The sequence below is a fragment of the Pseudomonas sp. MM213 genome, from assembly GCF_020423045.1.
In the GTDB taxonomy this organism is placed as follows: Bacteria; Pseudomonadota; Gammaproteobacteria; order Pseudomonadales; family Pseudomonadaceae; genus Aquipseudomonas; species Aquipseudomonas migulae.
Map to the genome: position 1 here is coordinate 3,596,230 of NZ_CP081943.1, position 22,153 is coordinate 3,618,382.

The 22,153-nt window shown below is 59.9% G+C and carries 20 protein-coding genes and 1 pseudogene; 11 read left to right on the forward strand and 10 right to left on the reverse strand.

Going from position 1 to position 22,153, the window contains the following annotated elements; all coding sequences use genetic code 11:
* Nucleotides 1–2: 2 nt before the first annotated feature.
* Nucleotides 3–1,727: an acetolactate synthase 3 large subunit gene (locus tag K5R88_RS16305; protein ID WP_192227972.1), complete on the reverse strand. Its 1,725-nt coding sequence runs from the start codon at nt 1,725–1,727 to the stop codon at nt 3–5.
* Between the two features lie 400 nt (nt 1,728–2,127).
* On the opposite strand from K5R88_RS16305, the gene K5R88_RS16310 reads away from it, so the two are divergent.
* Nucleotides 2,128–2,547, forward strand: a complete 420-nt coding sequence (locus K5R88_RS16310; protein WP_226298050.1) for a DUF4124 domain-containing protein — start codon at nt 2,128–2,130, stop codon at nt 2,545–2,547.
* Between the two features lie 122 nt (nt 2,548–2,669).
* Here the strand turns inward: K5R88_RS16310 and K5R88_RS16315 are convergent, their stop codons facing one another.
* From K5R88_RS16315 to mrcB, 3 genes are read right to left on the reverse strand one after another with little or no spacing between them, the layout of a single operon-like run.
* Entirely contained in the window at nt 2,670–3,005 is a 336-nt protein-coding gene (locus K5R88_RS16315) for a YqcC family protein (RefSeq protein WP_207286534.1), read from the reverse strand.
* The gene (locus tag K5R88_RS16320) at nt 3,005–3,739 is read right to left on the reverse strand and encodes a hypothetical protein (protein ID WP_192227975.1); all 735 of its coding nucleotides are present in this window, start codon (nt 3,737–3,739) and stop codon (nt 3,005–3,007) included. The genes K5R88_RS16315 and K5R88_RS16320 overlap by 1 nt, the downstream gene beginning before the upstream one ends.
* 16 nt (nt 3,740–3,755) lie before the next feature.
* The gene (gene mrcB / locus K5R88_RS16325) at nt 3,756–6,080 is read right to left on the reverse strand and encodes a penicillin-binding protein 1B (RefSeq protein ID WP_192420004.1); all 2,325 of its coding nucleotides are present in this window, start codon (nt 6,078–6,080) and stop codon (nt 3,756–3,758) included.
* 117 nt (nt 6,081–6,197) lie between these two features.
* On the opposite strand from mrcB, the gene K5R88_RS16330 reads away from it, so the two are divergent.
* The 4 genes and pseudogenes from K5R88_RS16330 to K5R88_RS16345 all read left to right on the forward strand — a co-directional run.
* The gene (locus K5R88_RS16330; protein WP_226298051.1) at nt 6,198–7,754 is read left to right on the forward strand and encodes a bifunctional aminoglycoside phosphotransferase/ATP-binding protein; all 1,557 of its coding nucleotides are present in this window, start codon (nt 6,198–6,200) and stop codon (nt 7,752–7,754) included.
* Nucleotides 7,755–7,845: 91 nt separating this feature from the next.
* Nucleotides 7,846–8,190, forward strand: coding sequence for a pentapeptide repeat-containing protein (locus K5R88_RS16335; protein WP_008033166.1), 345 nt, complete (start codon nt 7,846–7,848; stop codon nt 8,188–8,190).
* Between the two features lie 258 nt (nt 8,191–8,448).
* Nucleotides 8,449–8,721 carry a TfoX/Sxy family protein gene (locus K5R88_RS16340; RefSeq protein ID WP_007971093.1) on the forward strand — a complete coding sequence of 91 codons (273 nt, stop codon included), beginning with the start codon at nt 8,449–8,451 and terminating at the stop codon, nt 8,719–8,721.
* Between the two features lie 14 nt (nt 8,722–8,735).
* Nucleotides 8,736–8,855: pseudogene (locus tag K5R88_RS16345) on the forward strand (cAMP-binding protein); the annotation flags it as partial.
* Between the two features lie 362 nt (nt 8,856–9,217).
* Here K5R88_RS16345 and K5R88_RS16350 read toward each other — a convergent pair.
* The 4 genes from K5R88_RS16350 to K5R88_RS16365 are packed head-to-tail and all read right to left on the reverse strand — an operon-like array spanning nt 9,218 to nt 12,771.
* A complete protein-coding gene (locus K5R88_RS16350; protein WP_226298052.1) occupies nt 9,218–10,075 on the reverse strand; it encodes a ChaN family lipoprotein in 858 nt (285 codons plus the stop codon).
* A 22-nt stretch (nt 10,076–10,097) separates the two neighbouring features.
* On the reverse strand, nt 10,098–10,865 hold the full coding sequence (locus tag K5R88_RS16355) for a heme ABC transporter ATP-binding protein (protein WP_008036387.1): 768 nt from the start codon (nt 10,863–10,865) through the stop codon (nt 10,098–10,100).
* Nucleotides 10,865–11,848: a FecCD family ABC transporter permease gene (locus K5R88_RS16360; RefSeq protein WP_226300268.1), complete on the reverse strand. Its 984-nt coding sequence runs from the start codon at nt 11,846–11,848 to the stop codon at nt 10,865–10,867. Before K5R88_RS16360 ends, K5R88_RS16355 begins: the two co-directional genes overlap by 1 nt.
* 50 nt (nt 11,849–11,898) lie before the next feature.
* The gene (locus K5R88_RS16365; RefSeq protein WP_226298053.1) at nt 11,899–12,771 is read right to left on the reverse strand and encodes a heme/hemin ABC transporter substrate-binding protein; all 873 of its coding nucleotides are present in this window, start codon (nt 12,769–12,771) and stop codon (nt 11,899–11,901) included.
* Nucleotides 12,772–12,937: 166 nt separating this feature from the next.
* On the opposite strand from K5R88_RS16365, the gene K5R88_RS16370 reads away from it, so the two are divergent.
* Nucleotides 12,938–13,255, forward strand: coding sequence for a Rieske (2Fe-2S) protein (locus K5R88_RS16370; RefSeq protein WP_226298054.1), 318 nt, complete (start codon nt 12,938–12,940; stop codon nt 13,253–13,255).
* Here the strand turns inward: K5R88_RS16370 and sfsA are convergent.
* Together sfsA and K5R88_RS16380 are read right to left on the reverse strand one after the other, a co-directional pair.
* On the reverse strand, nt 13,252–13,965 hold the full coding sequence (gene sfsA, locus K5R88_RS16375; RefSeq protein ID WP_223481797.1) for a DNA/RNA nuclease SfsA: 714 nt from the start codon (nt 13,963–13,965) through the stop codon (nt 13,252–13,254). The genes K5R88_RS16370 and sfsA overlap by 4 nt on opposite strands.
* The gene (locus K5R88_RS16380) at nt 13,965–15,137 is read right to left on the reverse strand and encodes a pyridoxal phosphate-dependent aminotransferase (RefSeq protein ID WP_226298055.1); all 1,173 of its coding nucleotides are present in this window, start codon (nt 15,135–15,137) and stop codon (nt 13,965–13,967) included. Before K5R88_RS16380 ends, sfsA begins: the two co-directional genes overlap by 1 nt.
* Before the next feature lie 335 nt (nt 15,138–15,472).
* Here K5R88_RS16380 and dksA point away from each other — a divergent pair, with 335 nt between their 5' ends.
* The 5 genes from dksA to K5R88_RS16405 all read left to right on the forward strand — a co-directional run bounded on the left by dksA (nt 15,473) and on the right by K5R88_RS16405 (nt 21,662).
* Nucleotides 15,473–15,913, forward strand: coding sequence for an RNA polymerase-binding protein DksA (gene dksA, locus K5R88_RS16385; RefSeq protein ID WP_007902025.1), 441 nt, complete (start codon nt 15,473–15,475; stop codon nt 15,911–15,913).
* A 204-nt stretch (nt 15,914–16,117) separates the two neighbouring features.
* On the forward strand, nt 16,118–17,011 hold the full coding sequence (gene gluQRS, locus K5R88_RS16390) for a tRNA glutamyl-Q(34) synthetase GluQRS (RefSeq protein WP_008036380.1): 894 nt from the start codon (nt 16,118–16,120) through the stop codon (nt 17,009–17,011).
* 77 nt (nt 17,012–17,088) lie between these two features.
* Nucleotides 17,089–17,265: a hypothetical protein gene (locus K5R88_RS16395; RefSeq protein WP_003176118.1), complete on the forward strand. Its 177-nt coding sequence runs from the start codon at nt 17,089–17,091 to the stop codon at nt 17,263–17,265.
* Entirely contained in the window at nt 17,249–20,203 is a 2,955-nt protein-coding gene (locus tag K5R88_RS16400; RefSeq protein WP_008033180.1) for a sensor histidine kinase, read from the forward strand. Before K5R88_RS16395 ends, K5R88_RS16400 begins: the two co-directional genes overlap by 17 nt.
* 22 nt (nt 20,204–20,225) lie before the next feature.
* Nucleotides 20,226–21,662 (forward strand): sigma-54-dependent transcriptional regulator, encoded by a 1,437-nt coding sequence (locus tag K5R88_RS16405; protein WP_008036379.1) that lies wholly within the window; start codon nt 20,226–20,228, stop codon nt 21,660–21,662.
* Nucleotides 21,663–22,153: the final 491 nt, after the last annotated feature.

A 22,153-nucleotide genomic window follows, 5' to 3' on the forward strand; every position in this document is an offset into this window, starting at 1 on the left:
GATTAAGTACGCTCCGTCTTGCTCAGCCACATATCGCGCATGGAGCCGTCTTTGATTTGCATCGGATAGACGTGCTCGCTGGTGTCGACCGCAATATCGATGACCACCAGGCGATCCTTCATGGCGAATGCTTCTTCCATCTGCGACTTCAGATCTTTCGAGTCGGTGATGCGCACGCCGACATGGCCATACGCCTCTGCCAGCTTGACGAAGTCAGGCAACGATTCCATGTAGGAGTGCGAGTGACGGCTACCGTAGCTCATGTCCTGCCACTGACGAACCATACCCAGAACGCCGTTGTTCAGGATGACGATTTTGACCGGCAAACCATATTGCAGACAGGTGGACAGTTCCTGAATGTTCATCTGGATACTGCCCTCGCCCGTTACGCAGGCGACGTCGGCATCCGGAAAGCTCAACTTGATACCCATGGCCGCCGGGAAACCGAAGCCCATGGTGCCCAGGCCACCGGAGTTGATCCAGCGGTTCGGCTTGTTGAACTTGTAGTACTGCGCCGCGAACATTTGGTGCTGACCCACGTCGGAGGCAACAAAGGCATCGCCCTTGGTCACTTCGCACAGGGTTTCGATCACGGTCTGCGGCTTGATGACACTGCCGTCGCCCTTGTCGTAAGGGAACAGGCCGCGATCACCGCGCCACTCATCAACTTGCTTCCACCAACTGGCAACGGACTCCTTGTTCGGGGTCTCGCCGATTTCCTTGAGGATCGCGACCATTTCGGTCAGGACGCTTTCCACCGGACCAACGATCGGCACGTCGGCCTTGATGGTCTTGGAGATCGAAGCCGGGTCGATGTCGATGTGAATGATCTTGGCATTCGGGCAGAACTTCGACGCGCCGTTGATGACACGATCGTCGAAGCGTGCGCCGACTGCGAGGATCACGTCAGCATGGTGCATCGCCAGGTTGGCGGTGTAGCTGCCGTGCATGCCGAGCATGCCGATGAACTGACGGTCGGTGCCAGGGTAGGCACCCAGACCCATCAGGGTATTGGTCACTGGCAGGTTGAGCATCTTCGCCAACTCGGTCAGCGGCGCGGAGCCACCACCAAGAATCACACCGCCGCCTGCGTACATCACAGGGCGCTTGGCCGCCAGGAGCATTTCGGCTGCCTTGCGGATTTGTCCGGAGTGACCGCGAACGGCCGGGCTGTAGGAACGCAGCTTGGCTTTTTTCGGGAAGATGTATTCGAACTTCTCGGCCGGGTTGGTCATGTCTTTCGGGATATCGACAACGACCGGACCAGGACGACCGGATTGCGCCAGGTAGAACGCTTTCTTCATGACTTCCGGGATTTCCGACGCGTGCTTGATCATGAAGCTGTGCTTCACGATCGGCCGGGAGATACCGATCATGTCGGTTTCCTGGAACGCATCGGTGCCAACCATGTTGCTAGGCACCTGGCCGGAAATGACCACCATCGGAATGGAGTCCATGTAGGCCGTGGCAATACCGGTAATGGCGTTGGTTGCGCCCGGGCCGGAGGTCACCAGCACCACACCGGCTTTACCAGTGGCACGGGCGTAGCCGTCAGCCATATGGGTCGCAGCCTGCTCGTGACGAACCAGGATGTGGGTCACTTCCGGTTCTTTGAACAGGGCATCGTAAACATGAAGAAGAGCACCACCCGGGTACCCGTAGATGTACTTGACGCCTTCGTCACGCAAAAAGCGGACGAGCATCTCACCGCCAGATAAAAGCTCCACGTTGTTCACCTCTAAAACGCCAGAATACCGCCCACATACAAGAGGACGGGTCTTAATAGGTTTACTTCTCGGCAGAGCATGAGCGACGGTGGTCGCCGACTACGTCAGCACTGACTGAGCAAGTATTGGGATCGTCCCAAGTGTTGCGGGGCTTTCCCACCCAGCGCGAGGTAACGCGTTGCGGGTGTAACAGGTCGGCGCGGATGTGCGCCTCATGATCTGCCGAGTGGGTCTGCTTCTGGCAGTCCCTCTACAGCGGACTTTGGATTCTTCTGTTTCGTCCCCTGCAAGTCAAGTCGTCAATGTGCTTTATTGAAGTAAGCACATGAGAAAGCAAGAAAAAACCGCTAAACAGCAACTGTGTTAGCTTCAATTGCGCAACCCAATACAAGGAAATGGCATGCGAACGTTTTTCCTGACCGCCAGCCTGCTGATCGCCATCAGCCCTTTGTGCATGGCCGCTCAGATTTACACGTGGGTCGATGAACAAGGCGTTACCCACTTCGATGCGCAGCCGCCCCAGGGCCGGGAAGCCAAGACCGTGGTCACGCCCTCCCCTGCAAACAAGCCGGCTACGCTGCCCCGCAGTAATGCCATTGGCGATCAACAGGCCATCGATAAGACCGTTAAAAAACAGGTCGCCGAGCAGCAAGCGCAGCTAAAGGTATTCTGCGAGCAGGCGCGGACGAACCTGGCTCAACTGCAGAACAATCCGCGGATACGGGAGGATGTCGAGGGTGAGATGCGCCGCCTGACCGACGAGCAACGTCAGGAACGGACTGCTGAAGCGCAAAGACAGATCGCTGAAAACTGCCAGTAGATACCTGTAGGAGCAGAGCTTGCTCCGGGCGGCGTTCCGACGAAGGCGGCGTAACATTCAACATATCTTTTGAATGTTACGCCGCCTTCGCGAGCAAGCTCTGCTCCTACAAGAAATCGGGGTCAGCGGGAGGCGGTGATCAGTTGGTCGAACTCTTTGAGCAGCACCTGCAACTGCCGATCCTTGCCCTGGACATTGCGGCTGGCGAAGACCATTTCCGCCATCTCCTGAATGCCCGAGGCATTGGGCAACGGCAAATCCTGCTCGAGGATCGCTTTCATGCGCGGCAGGAAGATCCATTGCAGCCACTGCTCGAAATCCAGCGTATCGACCGAGAACGGCTCGACACTGGACAGCGCTTCAACCGATGGCGAGACATCGTCCCACCACCCCTGAACCCGCAACTCGCGCTCGATCAACAACAGCTGCTCGGCAATTTTCGGAAAGCGTGCGTCCATCACAGCGAAACCTTGGCCTTCTGACGGGCCAGTGCAGCGCCAGCGGAATCACCCTGCTTATCACGTGCCTGACCGATCAATTCCCACAGACTGGCCTGAAGTGCCGGACGCCCATTGGCGAGGGTTAGACCACGACGAGCGAACTGCTCGGCTTGTGCCGCATCACCTTGGGCCATGCGAACCTGCGCCAGACGATAAAGCACTTGCGGCTCGCGCGGTGCAACACGCTGGGCGCGCTCCAGACTGGAAGAAGCACCGTTGAGGTCACCGCCAGCCTGTTGCTGCTGAGCAGTGGTCAGCAGCGCCAATACCGGACCGTCCAGTTGTTCATCGGCTGACAGGCCACCGACGCTCGACGAAGGAATCCCGCTCGGTGTCGATGGCATGCTGTAGCTGCCCTGATTGATCGGGGCCGACTGGACTGGCGAAGTGTCGATCGGACCCGAAGTGATCGGGCCTGGCGTAATCGGCGAAGTGCTGATCGGTGCCGATGCAACTGCACCGCCACCCGGCACCATCACCACGACGCCGGTGTCACCTTGCGGGATCGCCTGGGTCTGGGATTGCACAGGACGTTTAACCGTCGTTTGACGAAAACCGCCATTGGCCGAAACACGTTCACTGTTGGAAACGGCGCTGCCGGAATCCACAACCGGAATCGAACCACGCTGTACGCTGGAGCAACCGCTGAGCAAAGCCACGGCGGCAACCGCTGGAATCAACCATTTGTTCACTTGAAACCCTCTTTGCTTAATTCATCCAGCCCTTGACCCAATCCATCACCGTTTCACCGTTAACAGGGCTTTCGCCACCACAAGCAGCGCCGGGAGGCGGTTCGCTGCCGCGAATATACGGCATCTGCACGGCGCCTGGGCAGTTGGCATCAGAGCCTTGTCCGGTATGTGAATCGACCCAAGCCTGAACCACATTATCCGGCTGCGGCATGTCCAGCGGCAACGGATCGGCCTTGCGCATGAAACTGGTCCAGACCTGCAACGCGCCAGTGGCACCGGTAAACGGTGTCTTGCCGTTGTCATCGCGACCCAGCCACACCACCGCCAGCAAATCCTGACTGAAGCCGGCGAACCAGCTGTCTCGCGAATCGTTACTGGTACCGGTCTTGCCCGCCAGCGTCAGGGTTTTCGGTAACACGTTGTAAACCGAACTGCCGGTGCCTTCGCGCATGACCCGCTGCATGGCACTCTGGATCAGGTAAATGGACGCCGGATCGAAACGCTGCTGAATCTGGAACGGATAGCGCTTGAGCGGCTCGCCTTCCGCCGTCAGCACGCTACGAATCCCGCGCATCGGTGTATTGAAGCCACCGTTGGCGAGGGTCTGGTACATGGTCGCCACTTCGATCGGGGTCATGCCGCCGGCACCCAGCAGCATCGACGGGAATGCCGGAAACTCGCGACTCACCCCCAGGCGCGCCAGTGTCTTCAAGACATTCGGCACGCCCACCGCCAACCCGAGACGCGCGGTCGACAGGTTGTAGGAGTGCGCCAGGCCCTGATAAAGGAAAACAGTGCCATGGGAGCGGCGATCATAGTTTTGCGGTTTCCAGACCTGCCCGTCCGCGCCTTTTACCGAGAAGGATTCGTCTGACAGCCAACTGGTCAACGTGTACTGGCTAGGTTTCTCAAGGGCTGTCAGATAAACCGCCGGCTTGATCAACGAACCGATCGGTCGCACAGCATCCAGCGCCCGGTTGAAACCGGCGAAGCTCGCCTGGCGACTGCCGATCATCGCCTGGACCTCACCGGTTTCCGGGTTGGTCACCACCATCGCCGCTTCAACGTCATCGGAACCTTTGCGGCCGGACAAGCGCTTGAACGTATCGTTGACCGACGCTTCAGCCTTCATCTGCAAAATAGGATCGAAACTGGTGAAGATCCGCAGGCCTTCTTCGGTCAAGTCTTCGTCGCGATAGTCTTCGCGCAGTTGACGTTTAACCAGATCGAGAAACCCAGGGAACGAACTGTCGGCCAGTTTGCCGCGCGTCGTCACGCCCAAAGGCATTTTCTTCGCCGCCGCGACCTGCTCGGCGGTGGCGACGCCTTGCTGCTCAAGCACATCGAGCACCAGGTTGCGCCGCTCGAGCGCCCGCTCCGGATTGCGACGCGGGTTGTAATAGGACGGTCCCTTGACCATGCCCACCAGCATCGCGACTTGATGCAGTTTCAGCTCGGACAACGGCTGCCCGAAGAAGAACTGGCTGGCGAGGCCGAAACCGTGCACCGCGCGCTGGCCATCCTGACCGACGAACACTTCATTGAGGTAGGCCTCAAGAATCTCCCGCTTGTCGTAATGCAGCTCAAGCAGCATCGCCATCATGGCTTCGGTGAGTTTGCGGCTCAGGCTGCGTTCGCTGGTCAGGTAGAAGTTCTTGACCAACTGTTGCGTCAGGGTACTACCGCCCTGGGTCATCTTGCCGCCAGAGGTGTTGACCCAGATGGCGCGGACAATCGACTTCGGCGACACGCCCCAGTGGCTATAGAAGTCCCGGTCTTCTACAGCGACCAGGGTTTCCAGCAGATACGGCGGCACCTGATCGATGTTGATCAGAATGCGGTCTTCGAGATTCTTCGGATAAATCCCGCCGATCAGCAGCGGTTCCAGCCGCACCACAGAAAGCTTCGAACCATTGGTCGCTGAAAGTTCGGCCACGTAGTCGCCGGAGAAGCGCACGCGTACGGGCTGGGCGTTCTCCATGCCTTCATAGAACTGGAAACCACGGGTATTCAAGTCAACGGTGTTGCCGTTGACCGCTGCTGCGCCGGGGCCGTTGCTCACGCTTTCGCGGCGATAGCCCAGGGCGTCAAGCTCGGTGAGGAAGTCTTCCTTGCTCAGCTTCTGGCCGGTGAACAGCTCAAGCGGGCGCGCATATACCTTGGCCGGGATAGTCCAGCGCTTGCCGGAGAACTTCTCCTGGACAATAGCGTCGAGGTAAACCGCGAACCCGGCGAGCACCACAAGGCCGACCAGACTGAGTTTAAGGGCCCAGCCCAGCCAAGGGCGCAGGCCCCTGGAAGGTGGTTTTTTGGGGGTACGGGGGGATCGAGTACGAGTCATGGCGCCGGATTATACGCACTTTATTCATACTCAACAGGAGCCCGCCGAGGTTTGCGTCGGGCGGACTTGCGGCCATAATGGCGGCCGTGAATTTTCCCAGACTCTGAAGGAACGCCTGTGAGCCAGCCCCTGATCGCCGCCCTGCAAAACCCGGCCCTTTACCCGCATCCGGTAGACGGGTTCCAGCTCATCGAAACCCACATCTCCTGGGTCATTCTCACAGGCGCTTTCGCTTATAAAGTGAAGAAGCCCGTCAACTTCGGCTTCCTCGACTTCACCAGCCTCGATGCCCGCGAGCATTTCTGTGGTGAAGAACTGCGCCTGAACCAGCGCCTGACCAATGATTTGTATCTCGAAGTATTGCCGATTACCGGCAGCGCCGAAGCGCCACAACTGGGCGGCGACGGTCCGGTCATCGAATACGCGCTGAAAATGCGTCAGTTCCCACAGAGCCAACTGCTCAGCACGCTGCAAGCCAACGGCGAATTGACCACCGCGCACATCGACGAGATGGCCGCACAGATTGCGCAATTCCACCTCACCGCACCAAAAGTGCCTGCGGAACACGAAGCCGGCACGCCGGACAGCGTCATGGCGCCGGTGCGGCAGAACTTCGAGCAGATCCGCCCGTTCCTGAATGACAAGGCGGACCTGCTGCAACTCGATGCCTTGCAAGCCTGGGCCGAAAGCAGCTTCGAACGCCTCAAGCCACTGTTTGCCCAGCGCAAGGCCGAGGGGTTCATCCGCGAGTGTCACGGTGACATCCATCTGGGCAACGCCACCGTGATCGATGGCAAGGTCGTGATCTTCGACTGCATCGAATTCAACGAGCCGTTCCGCTTCACCGACGTCTATGCCGACACCGGTTTCCTGGCGATGGACCTTGAAGACCGTGGCCTGAAGAGCCTGGCCCGTCGTTTTATCAGCCAATACCTGGAGTTGACCGGCGATTACCAGGGCCTGGAACTGCTGAACTTCTATAAAGCCTACCGTGCGCTGGTTCGCGCCAAGGTCAGCCTGTTCAGCATGCCGGCCGAGGCCGACCCGGTGCAGCGCGCTACTACCCTGCGCCAGTACCGCAACTATGCAAACCTGGCGGAAAGCTACAGCACCATTCCTTCGCGCTTCATGGCCATCACCCACGGCGTTTCCGCTGTTGGCAAAAGCCACGTGGCCATGCGCCTGGTGGAAGCGCTGGGCGCAATTCGCCTGCGCTCCGACGTCGAGCGCAAACGCCTGTTCGGCGAACAAACTGTCGCCAACGATCCGCAAGCCGGCATTTATAGCGCCGACGCCAGCGCCGCAACCTACACTCGCCTGCATGAAATCGCCGCGGTCATCCTGCGCGCCGGTTTCCCGGTGGTAGTCGATGCCACTTACCTCAAGCGCGACCAGCGCGACGGCGCGGCGAAAATTGCCGAAGCCACCGGCGCGCCGTTCCTGATCCTTGATTGCAACGCGCCACAAGCGGTGATCGAAAGCTGGCTGGCCCTGCGTCAGGCAGACAAGAAGGATCCGTCCGACGCCAACCTGGCCGTTATCGAAGCGCAGCAAGCCAATCGTGAAGCCCTGACGCCAGAAGAGATTCTGTGCAGCAAACGCGTACAGACCAATGAAAGCGGGACCCTCGACACCGTCGTTGCGCAAATTCGCCAACGCCTGCCAGGCCTGTAAGAAAGTATTTCAGCCGTGAAGCCTTCGCCGGCTTCACGGCTGTCAAATAGTGGCACTATACTGGCGTCATAAAACCAACAGGTGATGTGACATGAGCCAGCCGAAACTTCTCGACACCCCGCTTTATGCCTTACTGCACAAAGACGACATCACAGGTTTCAACAACGAACGTCCAAAAGACGGACCTATCGACATGGTCGGTGGTGACTTCCGAGGCCTGGACCTGCGCGAACTGAATGCCGACGGCATCGACTTTACCGATGCTTACTTCCGCTCGGCCGACTTGCGCGGCATCGATTTCAGTAACTCAAACCTGGAAGGCGCAAGCCTGGCCCACGCGCAGATCTCCGGCGCCTACTTTCCACGAGAGCTGAGTGCCGACGAAATTCTGATGTCGATGAATTTCGGTACACGCCTGCGTTATCGAACCCGTTAAAAACGACCGATAACTGACATGTCCAGTGCTCAGCCTTGGCGCCCCCCGCCTTGCGCTGGACTGTGGGTGTTTTCAGCTTGAGAACTTGACGCCCTTCCGCCTTTTCCTACCTTGCTCGCGTATTTTTACGCTGCACATCGGAGTCGCTTCTTAGAAGCATTTGCTCCGAAACCGACCAAACAATCACGCTTTTCCTACTGATGGCTACACTCCTCAGAAGCTTGCCCACGCACCGTTCGGCCGTCGCAAGGAGGCTTGATGAATGATGAACTGCAGCACCTGAAGAATCTTGGCAAGACATCGGCGCAGTGGCTGCATGCCGTGGGCATCCACAGCGCCTCGGACTTGCGTCGCCTGGGGGCGGTGGATGCCTATCGGGCTGTGCGCACGCGCGGGTTCCGGGCATCCAAGGTGTTGTTATATGCGATCGAAGGCGCGCTGATGGATGTGCATTGGAACGACATCCCCGCTGAGCGCAAGGAAGCCCTGAATAAACAGTTGGAAGCGATCTCGTCACGCCACAAGAATTGAACGGGAGCGAAGGAGAGTTTCTCAGCCTCACTCAAGGCAATCCGAAGATCGCCCACAGCCTGATCGAGAGCGTGGACCGACGCATTGACCTGCTGAACAAGCACACCACGCAGCTGAGCTCATCAGGAATGTAGTCTGAAGCCCAATGATTTCAGGGCTTCTCGCCAAGCGACTGACAATTTTCGAGGAAATGAAAAATCAGCGGTTGACTTGGTAATGAGAATCGCTATGATTATCACAACTGGTCGCGAGACTGGTCGATATTTGAAAAGCCCTTGGTTCGGACTCTCAGATATCTCCTCATCAGGCTAATCACGGTTATTTGACCCGGCTCTTGCCGGGTCTTTTTTTGCCTGTGCAAAAGTCCCCCGGCAAAACCGATCCCCTGCAGGAGCCGGCTTGCTGGCGATGGCGGGTTATCAGTCAACGCATTTAGTGACTGACCCATCGCCATCGCCAGCAAGCCGGCTCCTACAGGGGGATCTGTTGCCGTTGCTTAGGGTTTTGATTCTGGCTGGCCCTTGCGCATCTCTGCACAGTAATCCGGCGCCGGCGTGGCAGGCGTGTACCAGACGTAATCGGCCATCGCCGCTGTGACTTCGCCGCCCTGCTGCGCCAACATTAAAACCACGGGCGCTTCGGGCGTTCCCAGATCAAGCGCATGGATCGGCACGCCGACATCCTTTCGCGCGTGGTAAGCGCCGGCGAACAGCAATGCAGGAGTGGGTGCAGCCAACAGCCGCTCGGCCATGCGCCGGTCACGTTGCTGCTGGACGGCGAGCATCGCCGGCATTTGCGATTCGGGCAGCAGGCCGCAATGGGAACCGCTGATCTGTGCCAGTAACTCATCCTTGACCGACGTGGCATTGGAGCGAGCGCCGCTTAATGTCGGCGGCCGGGCGTAAAAAGCACGCACCTCGACAGTGTCCAGGTTGGCGGCCAGCAGCGGATACGGTTGGGCCAGGGCGAAACGAACGATCGGCCCATACAGATTCCAGTCCCAGCCAGGTTGCCAGGCTAATGCACCAGGCAAGTCCGAGGGCAGCGTCGAGGCGTGGCGAACGTCATCGACGCGCAGCTGTTGATCCGGCGTGAGCATTTCCAGCAGCAGGCTGCCTTGCGGGCGCCGCTGTCCCAGCGCCTGCAATAACCAGCGTTGCAGTTCATGGTGATCGCGATTGTCATGCTGCTCCCCCACGATCAATCGCGACGGCTTGGCCAGACGCGCCAGCAGCTCCTGCGCCGTCAGCGTCTGACCACTGCGCAAGTCGCGAATCTCGCCGGTGACCGGCGGCGTCGAAACATGCTGACAAGCACTCAGCATCAGCACCGCCAGAATCACCATCACACGCATACCCACACCCTCTATCAATGACTCAGCGGGCGATGATCAGCGGATGCCCACGCTCCGGGTGCTGCTGCACCAAGACGTCCAGCCCGAATACCGCCTTGAGCGGTTCCGGACGCAACACTTGCTCCGGGGTATCGAGCGCGACCGGCCGCCCGCCTTCGAGCAGTAACAGGCGATCACAATAGCGCGCCGCCAGGTTCAGATCATGCAGGATCACCAACACGGACGCGCCGCGATCGGCGAACTCGCGCACCGCTTGCAAGGTGGTGTGTTGATGCAGCGGATCAAGCATCGAAGTCGGCTCGTCGAGCAACAGCGTTTGCCCCGCCTCGCCCGGCCAGAGTTGCGCCAGCACCCGCGCCAGATGCACGCGCTGACGTTCGCCGCCGGACAACGCCAGATAGCTGCGACCACTCAAATGCCCGGCATCGGCAGCCTGCAACGCGGCGGCGACGATTTCGTCATCGCGGACCCGGCCGGTCTGGTGCGGCAAGCGCCCCATGCCGACGACTTCCTCGACGCGAAAGGCGAAGTTCAAGGTCGAGACTTGTGGCAACACCGCCAGGCGTTGCGCTCGTTGCGCGCCGGTCCAGTCACGCAACTCGCGCTCATCGAGCCACACGCTGGCGTGATCAGCCTGCAACTCGCCGCACAAGGCACCCAGCAACGTGCTTTTGCCCGCACCGTTAGGCCCCAGCACGCCGAGGACCTCTCCCGGTTTGAGCTCAAGCGTAATATCCATCAGGACAATCTTGCGGCCTCGGCGGATGTGCAGATTTTGCGTTCGCAACATCAGGCACGCCCTCGCAGCAATAGATAAAGAAAGACCGGCGCACCGATCATCGCGGTGACGATTCCGATCGGCAACTCCGCCGGCGCCAAGGCCAGTCGCGCCACCAGATCCGCGAACAACAGGAGACTGGCGCCCGCCAGCACCGAGGCCGGCAGCAACACCCGATGATCGGGACCGGCCAGCAGACGCACCAGATGCGGCACCACCAGCCCGACAAAGCCGATCATCCCCGCCGCTGCCACCGCCGCGCCGACACCCAACGCCGTGCAAAGCACCAACTCACGCTTGAGCTTTTCGACGTCGATGCCCAGGTGCCCGGCCTCCGACTCTCCCAGCAACAACGCATTCAACGCCTTGGCGCGACGCGGCAACCACAGCGCCACGCCGGCACTGATCAACAGTAACGGCCAGAGTCGCGAATAACTGGCACCGTTCAGACTGCCCAGATTCCAGAAGGTCAGCGTTCGCAAAGTCGTGTCGTCTGCCAGGTAGGTAAACAGCCCCACGACCGAGCCGGCCAGCGCCGTCAAAGCGAGACCCGCCAACAGCATGGTTGCGACATCGGTTTGGCCGTTGCGCCGACCCAGTCGATACACCATCGCTGTCACGCCGAGCCCGCCGAGAAACGCGCACAGCGATAAAAGGTACGGCCCGAGGAATTCCGGCAATCCACCAAACGCCGAGCCGCCGACAATTGCAATGGCCGCGCCTAATGCCGCGCCACCGGAAACGCCCACTAACCCCGGATCGGCCAATGGGTTGCGAAACAAGCCCTGCATCGCCACGCCCGACAACGCCAGCACACCACCCACCGCCAATCCCAACAAGGTACGCGGCAGGCGAATCTGCCCGAGGATCAGCTCGGCCTGCTCCAGTCCGTCAGGCGCAAAAGGCAGGCCGATCATGCGTAACGCTGCACGCAAGGTATCGAGCAACGGCAGGCTCACCGGACCGAGCGCCAACGACAGCCAGATCGCCAGCAAACACAGCAGGCTCAGGCCGATGAACAACGCCCGGGGTTTTACCAGGACGGTCATTGAGCAACAGTGCCGGGATAGAATCCATCACTGATCTTTTTCAACGCCTCGGGCAATCGCGGGCCTAGCCCACCCACCAGCAGCGTTGGATCGAGCTCCATGACTCGTCCGTCCTTGGCGGCGCGGGTGGAAGACAGAATCGGGTTCTCCTTGAACAGCGCTGCGCGCGCCGCTTCACCGGTCAATGCGCGGTCGGCGAACACCAGCACTTCGGGGTCCAGGCTGATCAAGGATTCATTGGAAAAAGGTTTGTAACCGGTGTGCGTCGCCAGGTTGTGCCCACCGGCCTTCTGGATCAGCCAATCAGCGGCGGTGTCCTTGCCAGCGATAAGAGGCTTGCCGCCCGCATGACCGAGCAGCACCAGCACACTCGGTGAGGGCTGCGTCAGCTGCGCATTGGTGACCCGAACCTTTTGCTGATCGAGTTGCTGTTGATAGCCCTGGAACAGTTGCGCAGCCTTGTCCTCGGCGCCGAGCAATTTGCCCAACTGCTGCAAGTTAGCCTGCAACGTCGGCAGATCAGGCTGAGCCGAAAACAGTTCGACTTGCACCCCCGCCGTGCGAATCTGCGAAATCACCGGCGGCGGCCCCATTTCTTCGGTGCCGACCAGGATCTGCGGGCGTAAGCTCAAGATGCCCTCCGCCGACAGCTGCCGCTGATAACCGATGCTCGGTAACGCCTTGAGCGATTCCGGGTGCTGGCTGGTGGTGTCGACACCGACCAGTTTCGATTCGCCGCCGAGCGCGCTGACCCACTCCGACAAGGCCCCACCGGCGCTGACCCAGCGTTGTGGCAACTCGGCCGCTGCGGCGTGGTGGCTGACGAGAAGTCCGGCACAGAGCGCAGCAACGCGGGTACTCAGGCGCATAAACAGCTTCCTTTAATGGTTTTCCCAGGCATTGAAGTGACAGGCCAAGTATCCTCGGCATCCGGCACCTGCACCCGACGGGCGAAGCGGCCATTTGATAATTGTTTGCATTTGAACGTCAAGCTCGGACATATCCAGTCACGAGCCGCCGCACTTGAGGATAGACATGAAGTTTCTTTGCGCAGGCGCTGAGCTGGCCGAATCCAGCAGCCGCGGTTTCGAAATCGACGGCGACAAGCTTTTCGCCGTACGCCGGAACGGTCAGGCCTACGTCTATATCAACCGTTGCCCGCACCGTGGCGTCGGGCTGGAATGGACACCCGACCGGTTTCTCGACCCCAGCAACAGCCTGATCCAGTGCGCCACCCACGGCGCACTGTTCCTGATCGAAGATGGCGAGTGCGTCGCCGGCCCGTGCGCCGGACAATCCCTGACCACTGTTGAAAGTCGCGAAGATGCTCAAGGAATCTGGGTCAGCCTCTAACCGTTGAGCAACACCTCCAGACGCCGCTCGACCCGCATTTCCTCGTGGGTCAACCGCACGCCGTAAGCCAGGACTTCAACACCGCACGCCACCGCTTCTCGCAAAGCGGCCGCGTAGGCCGAATCGATTTCCTCAGCAGGACGCACGGCATCGATGCCAGTGAGGTTCACGCAATACAACTGCACCGCACGAATCCCGTCCCGCGCCAGATGCGCCAGTTCCCGCAAATGCTTGGCACCACGCTGGGTGACCGCATCGGGAAACGCCGCCACCGATGAGCCATCGAAGCCCAACGTGACACTTTTGACTTCCACATACGCCGGCCCGCTTGGGTAATCGAGGCGAAAGTCGATGCGACTGTTCTCCTGCCCGTAGGCCACTTCGCGTTTCAGTTCAGTGAAGCCGTTGAGCTCAGTAATGACGCCGCCCCGCAGTGCTTCCTCAATCAAACCGTTGGCTCGCCCGGTGTTCACGCAGAACAACCGCCCTTGAGGGGTCTCGCCGATTTCCCAAGTGCCGGGTAATTTGCGCTTGGGATCATTGGAGCGACTGAACCAGACCTGCCCGCCCTCCACCTGACAATTGAGCATCGAGCCGGTGTTCGGGCAGTGAATGGTCAGCAACTCGCCGTGAACGGTTTCGATATCGGCGAGAAAACGCTTGTAACGTCGGATCAGCCGACCTTCTTCGAGGGGAGGATTGAACTGCATCAGCCTTGCCAGCTCTTCAAGCCGCGAGCGATGCGTTCGACCGCTTCCTGCAAACGCGGAAGGCTTTGGGTGTAGGCAAACCGCACGTGGTGGCCGGCCTGAAAACGCCCGAAGTCGAGGCCCGGCGTAATCGCCACGTGTTCGGTTTCAAGGAAATGCCGACAGAACGCGAAGGCATCTCCGCCGAACTTGCTGATATCGGCATACAAATAGAACGCACCCTCGGGTTCAACAGCGATACCGAAACCCAACTCCCGCAGTGCGGGCAGCAGATAATCCCGGCGCCGACCAAACTCGGCGCGACGCTCTTCAAGAATGGCGATGGTCGCAGGCTCGAAACAGGCCAGTGCGGCATGTTGAGCCATGCTCGGGGCGCTGATGTAGAGGTTCTGTGCGAGTTTTTCCAGTTCGCCGACCGCCGCTTCCGGCGCCACCAGCCAACCGAGTCGCCAGCCGGTCATGCCGAAATACTTTGAAAAACTATTCAGTACGAAGGCGCTGTCATCGACTTCCAGCACGCTGGTGGCATCGGTGCCGTAAGTCAGGCCGTGATAAATCTCGTCCACCACCAGATGGCCATGCCGCGCCTTGATCGCGGTCGACAGGCCCGCCAGCTCATCGCGGGTCAGGAGGGTTCCAGTCGGGTTGGCCGGCGATGCCACCAGCGCGCCGACGCTGTCGTGACCCCAATGACGGTCGATCAAGTCCGGTGTCAGTTGGTAACGCACCTCCGGACCGACAGGAACAAGCTGCGCCGCGCCTTCCACCAACCGCAGGAAATGCCGGTTGCAGGGGTAACCCGGGTCCGCCAGCAGCCAGTGTTTGCCCGGATCCACCAGCAAGGCACTGGCCAGCAGCAACGCGCCGGAACCGCCGGGGGTGATGAGGATTCGCCGCGGATCGATGTTCAAACCGTAACGCTGCTGATAGAAGCTGGAAATGGCCTCACGCAGCTCGGGAATGCCACGGGCGGCGGTGTAACGGGTTTTTCCCGCCGTCAGCGCGGCCTGGCCGGCCTGGATGATCGGCTCGGCGGTGGTGAAATCCGGTTCGCCGATTTCCAGGTGGATCACATCGTGGCCGGCAGCTTGCAGTTCATTGGCCCGCGCCAGCAGCGCCATGACATGGAACGGTTCGATCGCGCGACTGCGGGCACTGTAGGACTGAGCCATTAGCCTTCCTTCAACAGGGTAAAAAAACCGATTCTACCCAAGCGCAGGAACGAGCGAGAACCTAAAGCGGTCAGACGCGTTAAGACCCTGGCCACAAACGACCCATGCGAGTGCGCAAGGTTTGACTAAAATCATTAATTGATCAGGTCTCCAGCACCACCGGTCAAGGCTTTGCAATCATTTGCAAGCCCTTCGGGCCACTACCTCGACATCCGGGAGTAGCGCGGCCCGATTTGATCTGGTAAGTTCGCCCGCTTGCAGCCGCAGGGCCGGCAGGTGTCGGTGATGGAGCAATCCTGCGCAGATGGATTACAAGAGTAGAGGCGGTCCATTTCATGCCCACCCAAGCAAAGCAGCAAAATCAGTCGATCAGCGGCTTCGAACCCTACAAAGAAGTAAAGGGCGAGGAGTACATGGGCAAACCCATGCGCGCTCACTTCACCAAGATCCTGAACAAGTGGAAACAGGACTTGATGCAGGAAGTCGACCGCACGGTTGATCACATGAAAGACGAGGCGGCCAACTTCCCTGACCCGGCAGACCGTGCCAGCCAGGAAGAAGAATTCAGCCTTGAATTGCGCGCCCGTGACCGCGAGCGCAAGTTGATCAAGAAGATCGACAAGACGCTGCAATTGATCGAAGACGAAGAATATGGCTGGTGCGAGTCCTGCGGCGTCGAGATCGGCGTCAAGCGACTGGAAGCACGCCCTACCGCCGACATGTGCGTTGACTGCAAGACCCTGGCGGAAATCAAGGAAAAGCAAGTCGGCAAGTAATTGCGACTTGAACGAAGAACGGAGCGTGCGAACGCTCCGTTTTTGTTTCTGATATTTGCTGATGTGTATTGCGTCTTCGGAATCGCCTTCGCGAGCAAGCTTCGCTCCTACAAAGGCCGGCGCAATCTCCTGTAGGAGCGAAGCTTGCTCGCGAAGACGGCTTCAAGCCATGCTCGAAACGATTGGACAGCCTGAAATCGCCTTATGACCGCCATCGCCCCCGCCTACATCGGACGCTTCGCCCCCACGCCAAGCGGCCATCTGCATTTCGGTTCGCTGGTCGCAGCGCTGGCCTCGTACCTCGACGCGCGCTCGGTGGGCGGGCGCTGGTTGATGCGCATGGAAGACCTTGATCCGCCACGGGAAGAGCCCGGTGCCCAAGCGGCCATTCTCAAGGCACTGGAAAGCTACGGTTTCGAGTGGGACGGCGAAATGGTCCGACAGAGCGACCGGCACGACGCCTACGCCGAGGTGCTCAATCGCCTGTTCAATCACGGCCTGGCCTACGCCTGCACGTGCTCGCGCAAACAACTGGAGCCGTATCACGGCATTTATCCGGGCTTGTGTCGCAATGCAGGCCATGGCACTGAAGATGCCGCCATTCGCTTGCGCGTGCCTGAGCTGGAATACCATTTCATCGACCGCGTGCAGGGTGAGTACCGCCAACACCTGGGCCGGGACGTTGGTGATTTCGTGATCCGCCGTCGCGACGGGCTCTACGCCTATCAACTGGCGGTGGTGCTCGATGACGCCTGGCAAGGCATCACCGACATCGTCCGTGGCGCCGACCTGCTGGACTCCACGCCACGCCAGCTCTATCTGCAAGAACTGCTGGGTTTTTCGCAACCGCGCTATCTGCACATCCCGCTGATTACCCAGCCTGACGGCAACAAGCTCGGCAAGTCCTACCGTTCGCCGCCGCTGACCGAAGACCAGGCAACACCGTTGTTGCTGCGCGCATTGCGCGCACTCGGGCAAAATCCCGGCACAGAACTGGCGTACGCCACGCCACGGGAAGTGCTGAACTGGGGCATCGCCCACTGGGACGCGCTGAAGATCCCGCGCACACTCAACCTGCCCGAAGCGCAACTACAGTGATCAAACTTGCAGTGGCGCGCCCATCCGTTACCATCGCCGCACGTTTTCGGGCACGCGCATAAAAAAGAGAGGCCGGGATGTACATCTATCGCTTGGTCCTGCTCCTGGTAGTGGGGATTTACCTGTTTTCCCCGGCCATCATGGATTGGTGGATCGACGCCACTGGCGCCTGGTATCGCCCGTATCTGCTCTGGCTGATTCTGATCGTCGTGACCTTCATCCTGCAGAGCCAAAAAGATGCCGATGAGCTTTAGCCTGACCCAGATGATCCTGATCAGCGCCGCGTACCTGGCGGTGCTGTTCGGCGTCGCCTGGATCAGCGAACGGGGCATGATCCCCCGGGCGATCATTCGCCACCCCCTGACTTACACCCTGTCGCTGGGCGTTTACGCCAGTGCCTGGGCGTTTTACGGCACGGTGGGCCTTGCCTATCAGTACGGCTACGGCTTTCTCTCCAGCTACCTTGGGGTTTCCGGGGCATTTCTGCTCGCGCCGGTGCTGCTGTATCCGATCCTGAAGATCACTCGCACGTATCAACTGTCGTCGCTGGCCGACCTGTTCGCGTTTCGCTTTCGCAGTACCTGGGCCGGCGCACTGACCACGATCTTCATGCTGATCGGCGTGCTGCCGTTGCTGGCCTTGCAGATTCAGGCCGTGGCGGACTCCATCGGCATCCTCACCCGCGAACCGGTGCAACATCGCGTGGCCCTGAGCTTTTGCGCGCTGATTACGCTGTTCACGATTTTCTTCGGCTCGCGCCACATCGCCACCCGCGAGAAACACGAAGGCCTGGTGTTTGCCATTGCCTTCGAGTCGGTGATCAAGCTGATCGCCATTGGCGGCGTTGGTTTGTATGCGCTGTACGGCGTATTCGACGGCCCGCAACAGCTGGAACTGTGGCTGCTGCAAAACCAGACCGCCCTCGCCGCGCTGCACACGCCTTTGCAGGAAGGCCCGTGGCGCACGCTGTTGCTGGTGTTCTTCGCCTCGGCGATTGTGATGCCGCACATGTACCACATGACCTTTACCGAAAACCTCAACCCGCGCTCGCTGGTCAGCGCGAGCTGGGGTTTGCCGTTGTTCCTGCTGTTGATGAGCCTGGCGGTGCCGCTGATTCTCTGGGCCGGCCTGAAACTGGGGGCCACGACCAATCCTGAATACTTCACGCTGGGCATCGGTATCGCCGCCAACAGCAAAGCCTTGGCGCTGCTGGCATATGTCGGCGGGCTATCGGCCGCCAGCGGGCTGATCATCGTCACCACCCTGGCCCTGTCCGGGATGGCGCTGAACCACCTGGTGCTGCCGCTCTATCAGCCACCGGCCGAAGGCAACATCTACCGCTGGTTGAAGTGGACACGTCGGGCGCTGATCGTCGCGATCATCATGGCCGGTTACGGTTTCTATCTGCTGCTGGGCGCAGAGCAGGACCTGGCCAACCTCGGCATCGTCGCGTTTGTGGCGACGTTGCAGTTCCTGCCGGGCGTGCTGTCCGTCCTGTACTGGCCGACCGCCAACCGCCGTGGCTTCATCGCCGGTTTGCTGGCAGGGATTCTGGTGTGGCTGGTGACCATGCTGTTGCCGCTGGTCGGCAATCTGCAGGGCTTCTATATCCCGCTGTTGAACATGATCTACGTGCTGGACGACACCAGTTGGCACATGGCCGCAATCGCCTCACTGGCCGCCAACGTGCTGATGTTCACCCTGATTTCGCTGTTCACCAACGCCAGCCCCGAAGAAGCCAGCGCCGCCGAAGCCTGCGCCGTGGACAACGTGCGTCGCCCGCAACGTCGGGAATTGCACGCCGCCTCGCCTCAGGAATTCGCCACGCAACTGGCCAAACCCTTGGGCGCCAAGGCAGCGCAGAAAGAAGTCGAACAAGCGCTGCGCGATCTCTACCTGCCGTTCGACGAGCGCCGCCCTTACGCCTTGCGCCGCTTGCGCGACCGGATCGAAGCCAACCTCTCCGGCCTGATGGGGCCGAGCGTGGCGCAGGACATGGTCGAAACCTTCCTGCCTTATAAGGCCGGCGGCGAAAACTACGTCACCGAAGACATTCACTTCATCGAAAGCCGCCTCGAGGATTACCACTCGCGCCTGACCGGCCTGGCCGCTGAACTCGATGCCCTGCGCCGCTACCACCGCCAGACCCTGCAGGAATTGCCGATGGGCGTTTGCTCGCTGGCCAAGGATCAGGAAATCCTCATGTGGAACAAAGCCATGGAGGAGCTGACCGGAATTGCCGCGCAGCGCGTGGTCGGTTCGCGCCTGAGCACCATCGCCGATCCGTGGAAAGAGCTGCTGCAAGGCTTCATCAATCTGCCGGACGAGCATTTGCACAAGCAACATCTGGCCCTTGATGGCCAGACCCGCTGGCTGAACCTGCACAAAGCGGCGATCGACGAACCGCTCGCGCCGGGTAACAGTGGTTTGGTATTGCTGGTGGAAGACCTCACCGAAACGCAGATGCTCGAAGACAAACTGGTGCACTCCGAACGCCTGGCCAGTATCGGCCGCCTCGCTGCGGGCGTGGCCCATGAAATCGGCAACCCGATCACCGGCATCGCTTGCCTGGCGCAGAACCTGCGCGAAGAACGCGAAGACGATGGCGAGCTGAAGGAAATCAGCGGGCAGATTCTGGAACAGACCAAACGCGTATCGCGCATCGTCCAGTCGCTGATGAGTTTCGCCCACGCGGGCAGTCATCAGCACAACGACGAGCCCGTCTGTCTGGCCGAAGTGGCCCAGGACGCCATTGGTTTGCTGGCCCTGAACCGACGCAATTTCGAAGTGCAGTTCTACAACCTGTGCGACCCCGATCACTGGGTCGAAGGCGATCCGCAGCGACTCGCCCAGGTACTGATCAACCTGCTCTCAAACGCCCGTGACGCCTCGCCTCCCGGCAGCGCGGTGCGGGTAAAAAGCGAAGCCGGCGAACACACGGTCGACCTGATCGTGGAAGACGAAGGCAGCGGTATTCCATCGAGCATCATGGATAGATTGTTCGAACCTTTCTTCACCACCAAGGATCCTGGCGAAGGCACCGGTCTGGGCCTTGCACTGGTCTATTCCATCGTTGAAGAGCATTATGGACAAATCACCATCGACAGCCCGGCTGATGTTCAAAGCCAACGCGGCACCCGTATCCGGGTGACCTTGCCGCGTCATGTCGAAGCGACGTCCGCTGTGAACTGAGACCGTCGAGAGTATCGAATCAATGCCGCACATTTTGATCGTCGAAGACGAAACAATTATCCGCTCCGCCTTGCGCCGCCTGCTGGAACGTAACCAGTACCAGGTCAGCGAAGCCGGTTCAGTGCAGGAAGCACAAGAACGCTTCACCATTCCCACGTTCGACCTGATCGTCAGCGACCTGCGTTTGCCTGGCGCGCCGGGCACCGAGTTGATCAAACTCGGCCAGGGCACGCCGGTGCTGATCATGACCAGCTACGCCAGCCTGCGTTCGGCGGTCGACTCCATGAAAATGGGCGCGGTGGATTACATCGCCAAGCCTTTCGACCACGACGAAATGCTCCAGGCCGTCGCACGCATCCTGCGTGACCGGCAATCGGTACAGGCCAGCGGTGAACCTGCCGTCGGCAAAGCCGGCAATGGCGCGGCGAAACCGGGTGTCGACAACAGCAACGGCGAAATCGGCATCATCGGTTCGTGCCCGCCGATGCAGGATCTGTACAGCAAGATCCGCAAAGTCGCGCCGACCGATTCCAATGTCCTGATCCAGGGCGAGTCCGGCACCGGTAAAGAACTGGTGGCCCGCGCCCTGCACAACCTGTCCAGGCGCGCCAAGGCACCGATGATTTCGGTGAACTGCGCGGCGATTCCGGAAAGCCTGATCGAGTCCGAACTGTTCGGCCACGAAAAAGGCGCGTTCACCGGTGCCAGCGCCGGGCGTGCAGGCCTGGTGGAAGCGGCTGATGGCGGCACCTTGTTCCTCGACGAAATCGGCGAACTGCCACTGGAAGCCCAGGCCCGCTTGCTGCGCGTGTTGCAGGAAGGCGAAATTCGCCGGGTCGGTTCGGTCCAGTCACAGAAAGTCGATGTGCGCTTGATCGCCGCGACTCACCGGGACCTCAAGAGCCTCGCGAAGATCGGCCAGTTCCGTGAAGACTTGTATTACCGCCTCCACGTGATCGCCCTGAAACTGCCGGCCCTGCGTGAGCGCGGTGCCGACGTCAACGAAATCGCCAATGCCTTCCTGGCGCGGCAGAGCGCGCGGGTCAACCGCACCGATCTGAAGTTCGCCGCAGACGCCGAGCAGGCAATTCGTCATTACTCCTGGCCGGGCAACGTGCGCGAACTGGAAAACGCGGTGGAACGCGCGGTCATCCTATGCGAGAGCCCGGAAATTTCCGCCGAGCTGCTGGGCATCGACATCGAGCTGAGCGACCTGGAAGACGATGAGTTCATCGGCCTGCCTCCGCAACAGGGCAACGGCGCCGGCAACAACAATCATGAGCCGACCGAAGACCTGTCACTGGAGGACTACTTCCAGCACTTCGTCCTCGAACATCAGGACCACATGACCGAAACCGAGCTGGCACGCAAACTGGGCGTCAGCCGTAAATGCCTGTGGGAACGCCGCCAACGCCTGGGCATTCCGCGGCGCAAGACCGGGGTGGCCAGCGAGAGCTGAGCGGGTAACACATGATTGTGTGAAGAAACTGTTACCCCAGTTTTTTCACGTAACAGAAACCGGGGCTTACGGTAACGAAGCCCCGGTTTTTTTTGGCCTCGAAAAAGCCCATCAAGTGACGTAACCCCTTGTTTTGCTAGGCTTCGCAAAAGTTGGCACGCACCCTGCTATATGTTTGGTACAAGAACAATAACAAGCAATGTACAAGACAATAAAAATAAGACGTATCGACTCACGCACAATAAAAACAAGACGGCATGAGGCGTAGCTAACTGATTCTTTTGGAGAGGCGTTGTATTTGGGGCTTGCCCCACGACCAGGCCGAGAACAACAAAAAACTGTCTTGAGACAGAGCCTGAACTGGTTGGATCGCAAGATCACTGCAGCACAGCGACCAAAGCAATCCGTTTGCTCTTGGCTCCCGATTGGGAGGGTCATGAAGGAAAACTTCATGACGCGGGCACTCAACAAAAACAAGAAGCCCGAAACCA

Coding starts and splice junctions, on each gene's coding strand:
- dksA (WP_007902025.1), top strand. CDS start 15,473: ATGCCCACCCAAGCAAAGCAGCAAAATCAGTCGATCAGCGGCTTCGAA.
- K5R88_RS16350 (WP_226298052.1), bottom strand. CDS start 10,075: ATGCGTGTGATGGTGATTCTGGCGGTGCTGATGCTGAGTGCTTGTCAG.
- K5R88_RS16400 (WP_008033180.1), top strand. CDS start 17,249: ATGCCGATGAGCTTTAGCCTGACCCAGATGATCCTGATCAGCGCCGCG.
- K5R88_RS16395 (WP_003176118.1), top strand. CDS start 17,089: ATGTACATCTATCGCTTGGTCCTGCTCCTGGTAGTGGGGATTTACCTG.
- K5R88_RS16340 (WP_007971093.1), top strand. CDS start 8,449: ATGAATGATGAACTGCAGCACCTGAAGAATCTTGGCAAGACATCGGCG.
- K5R88_RS16355 (WP_008036387.1), bottom strand. CDS start 10,865: ATGTTGCGAACGCAAAATCTGCACATCCGCCGAGGCCGCAAGATTGTC.
- K5R88_RS16335 (WP_008033166.1), top strand. CDS start 7,846: ATGAGCCAGCCGAAACTTCTCGACACCCCGCTTTATGCCTTACTGCAC.
- K5R88_RS16370 (WP_226298054.1), top strand. CDS start 12,938: ATGAAGTTTCTTTGCGCAGGCGCTGAGCTGGCCGAATCCAGCAGCCGC.
- K5R88_RS16310 (WP_226298050.1), top strand. CDS start 2,128: ATGCGAACGTTTTTCCTGACCGCCAGCCTGCTGATCGCCATCAGCCCT.
- K5R88_RS16315 (WP_207286534.1), bottom strand. CDS start 3,005: ATGGACGCACGCTTTCCGAAAATTGCCGAGCAGCTGTTGTTGATCGAG.
- K5R88_RS16380 (WP_226298055.1), bottom strand. CDS start 15,137: ATGGCTCAGTCCTACAGTGCCCGCAGTCGCGCGATCGAACCGTTCCAT.
- mrcB (WP_192420004.1), bottom strand. CDS start 6,080: ATGACTCGTACTCGATCCCCCCGTACCCCCAAAAAACCACCTTCCAGG.
- sfsA (WP_223481797.1), bottom strand. CDS start 13,965: ATGCAGTTCAATCCTCCCCTCGAAGAAGGTCGGCTGATCCGACGTTAC.
- gluQRS (WP_008036380.1), top strand. CDS start 16,118: ATGACCGCCATCGCCCCCGCCTACATCGGACGCTTCGCCCCCACGCCA.
- K5R88_RS16405 (WP_008036379.1), top strand. CDS start 20,226: ATGCCGCACATTTTGATCGTCGAAGACGAAACAATTATCCGCTCCGCC.
- K5R88_RS16365 (WP_226298053.1), bottom strand. CDS start 12,771: ATGCGCCTGAGTACCCGCGTTGCTGCGCTCTGTGCCGGACTTCTCGTC.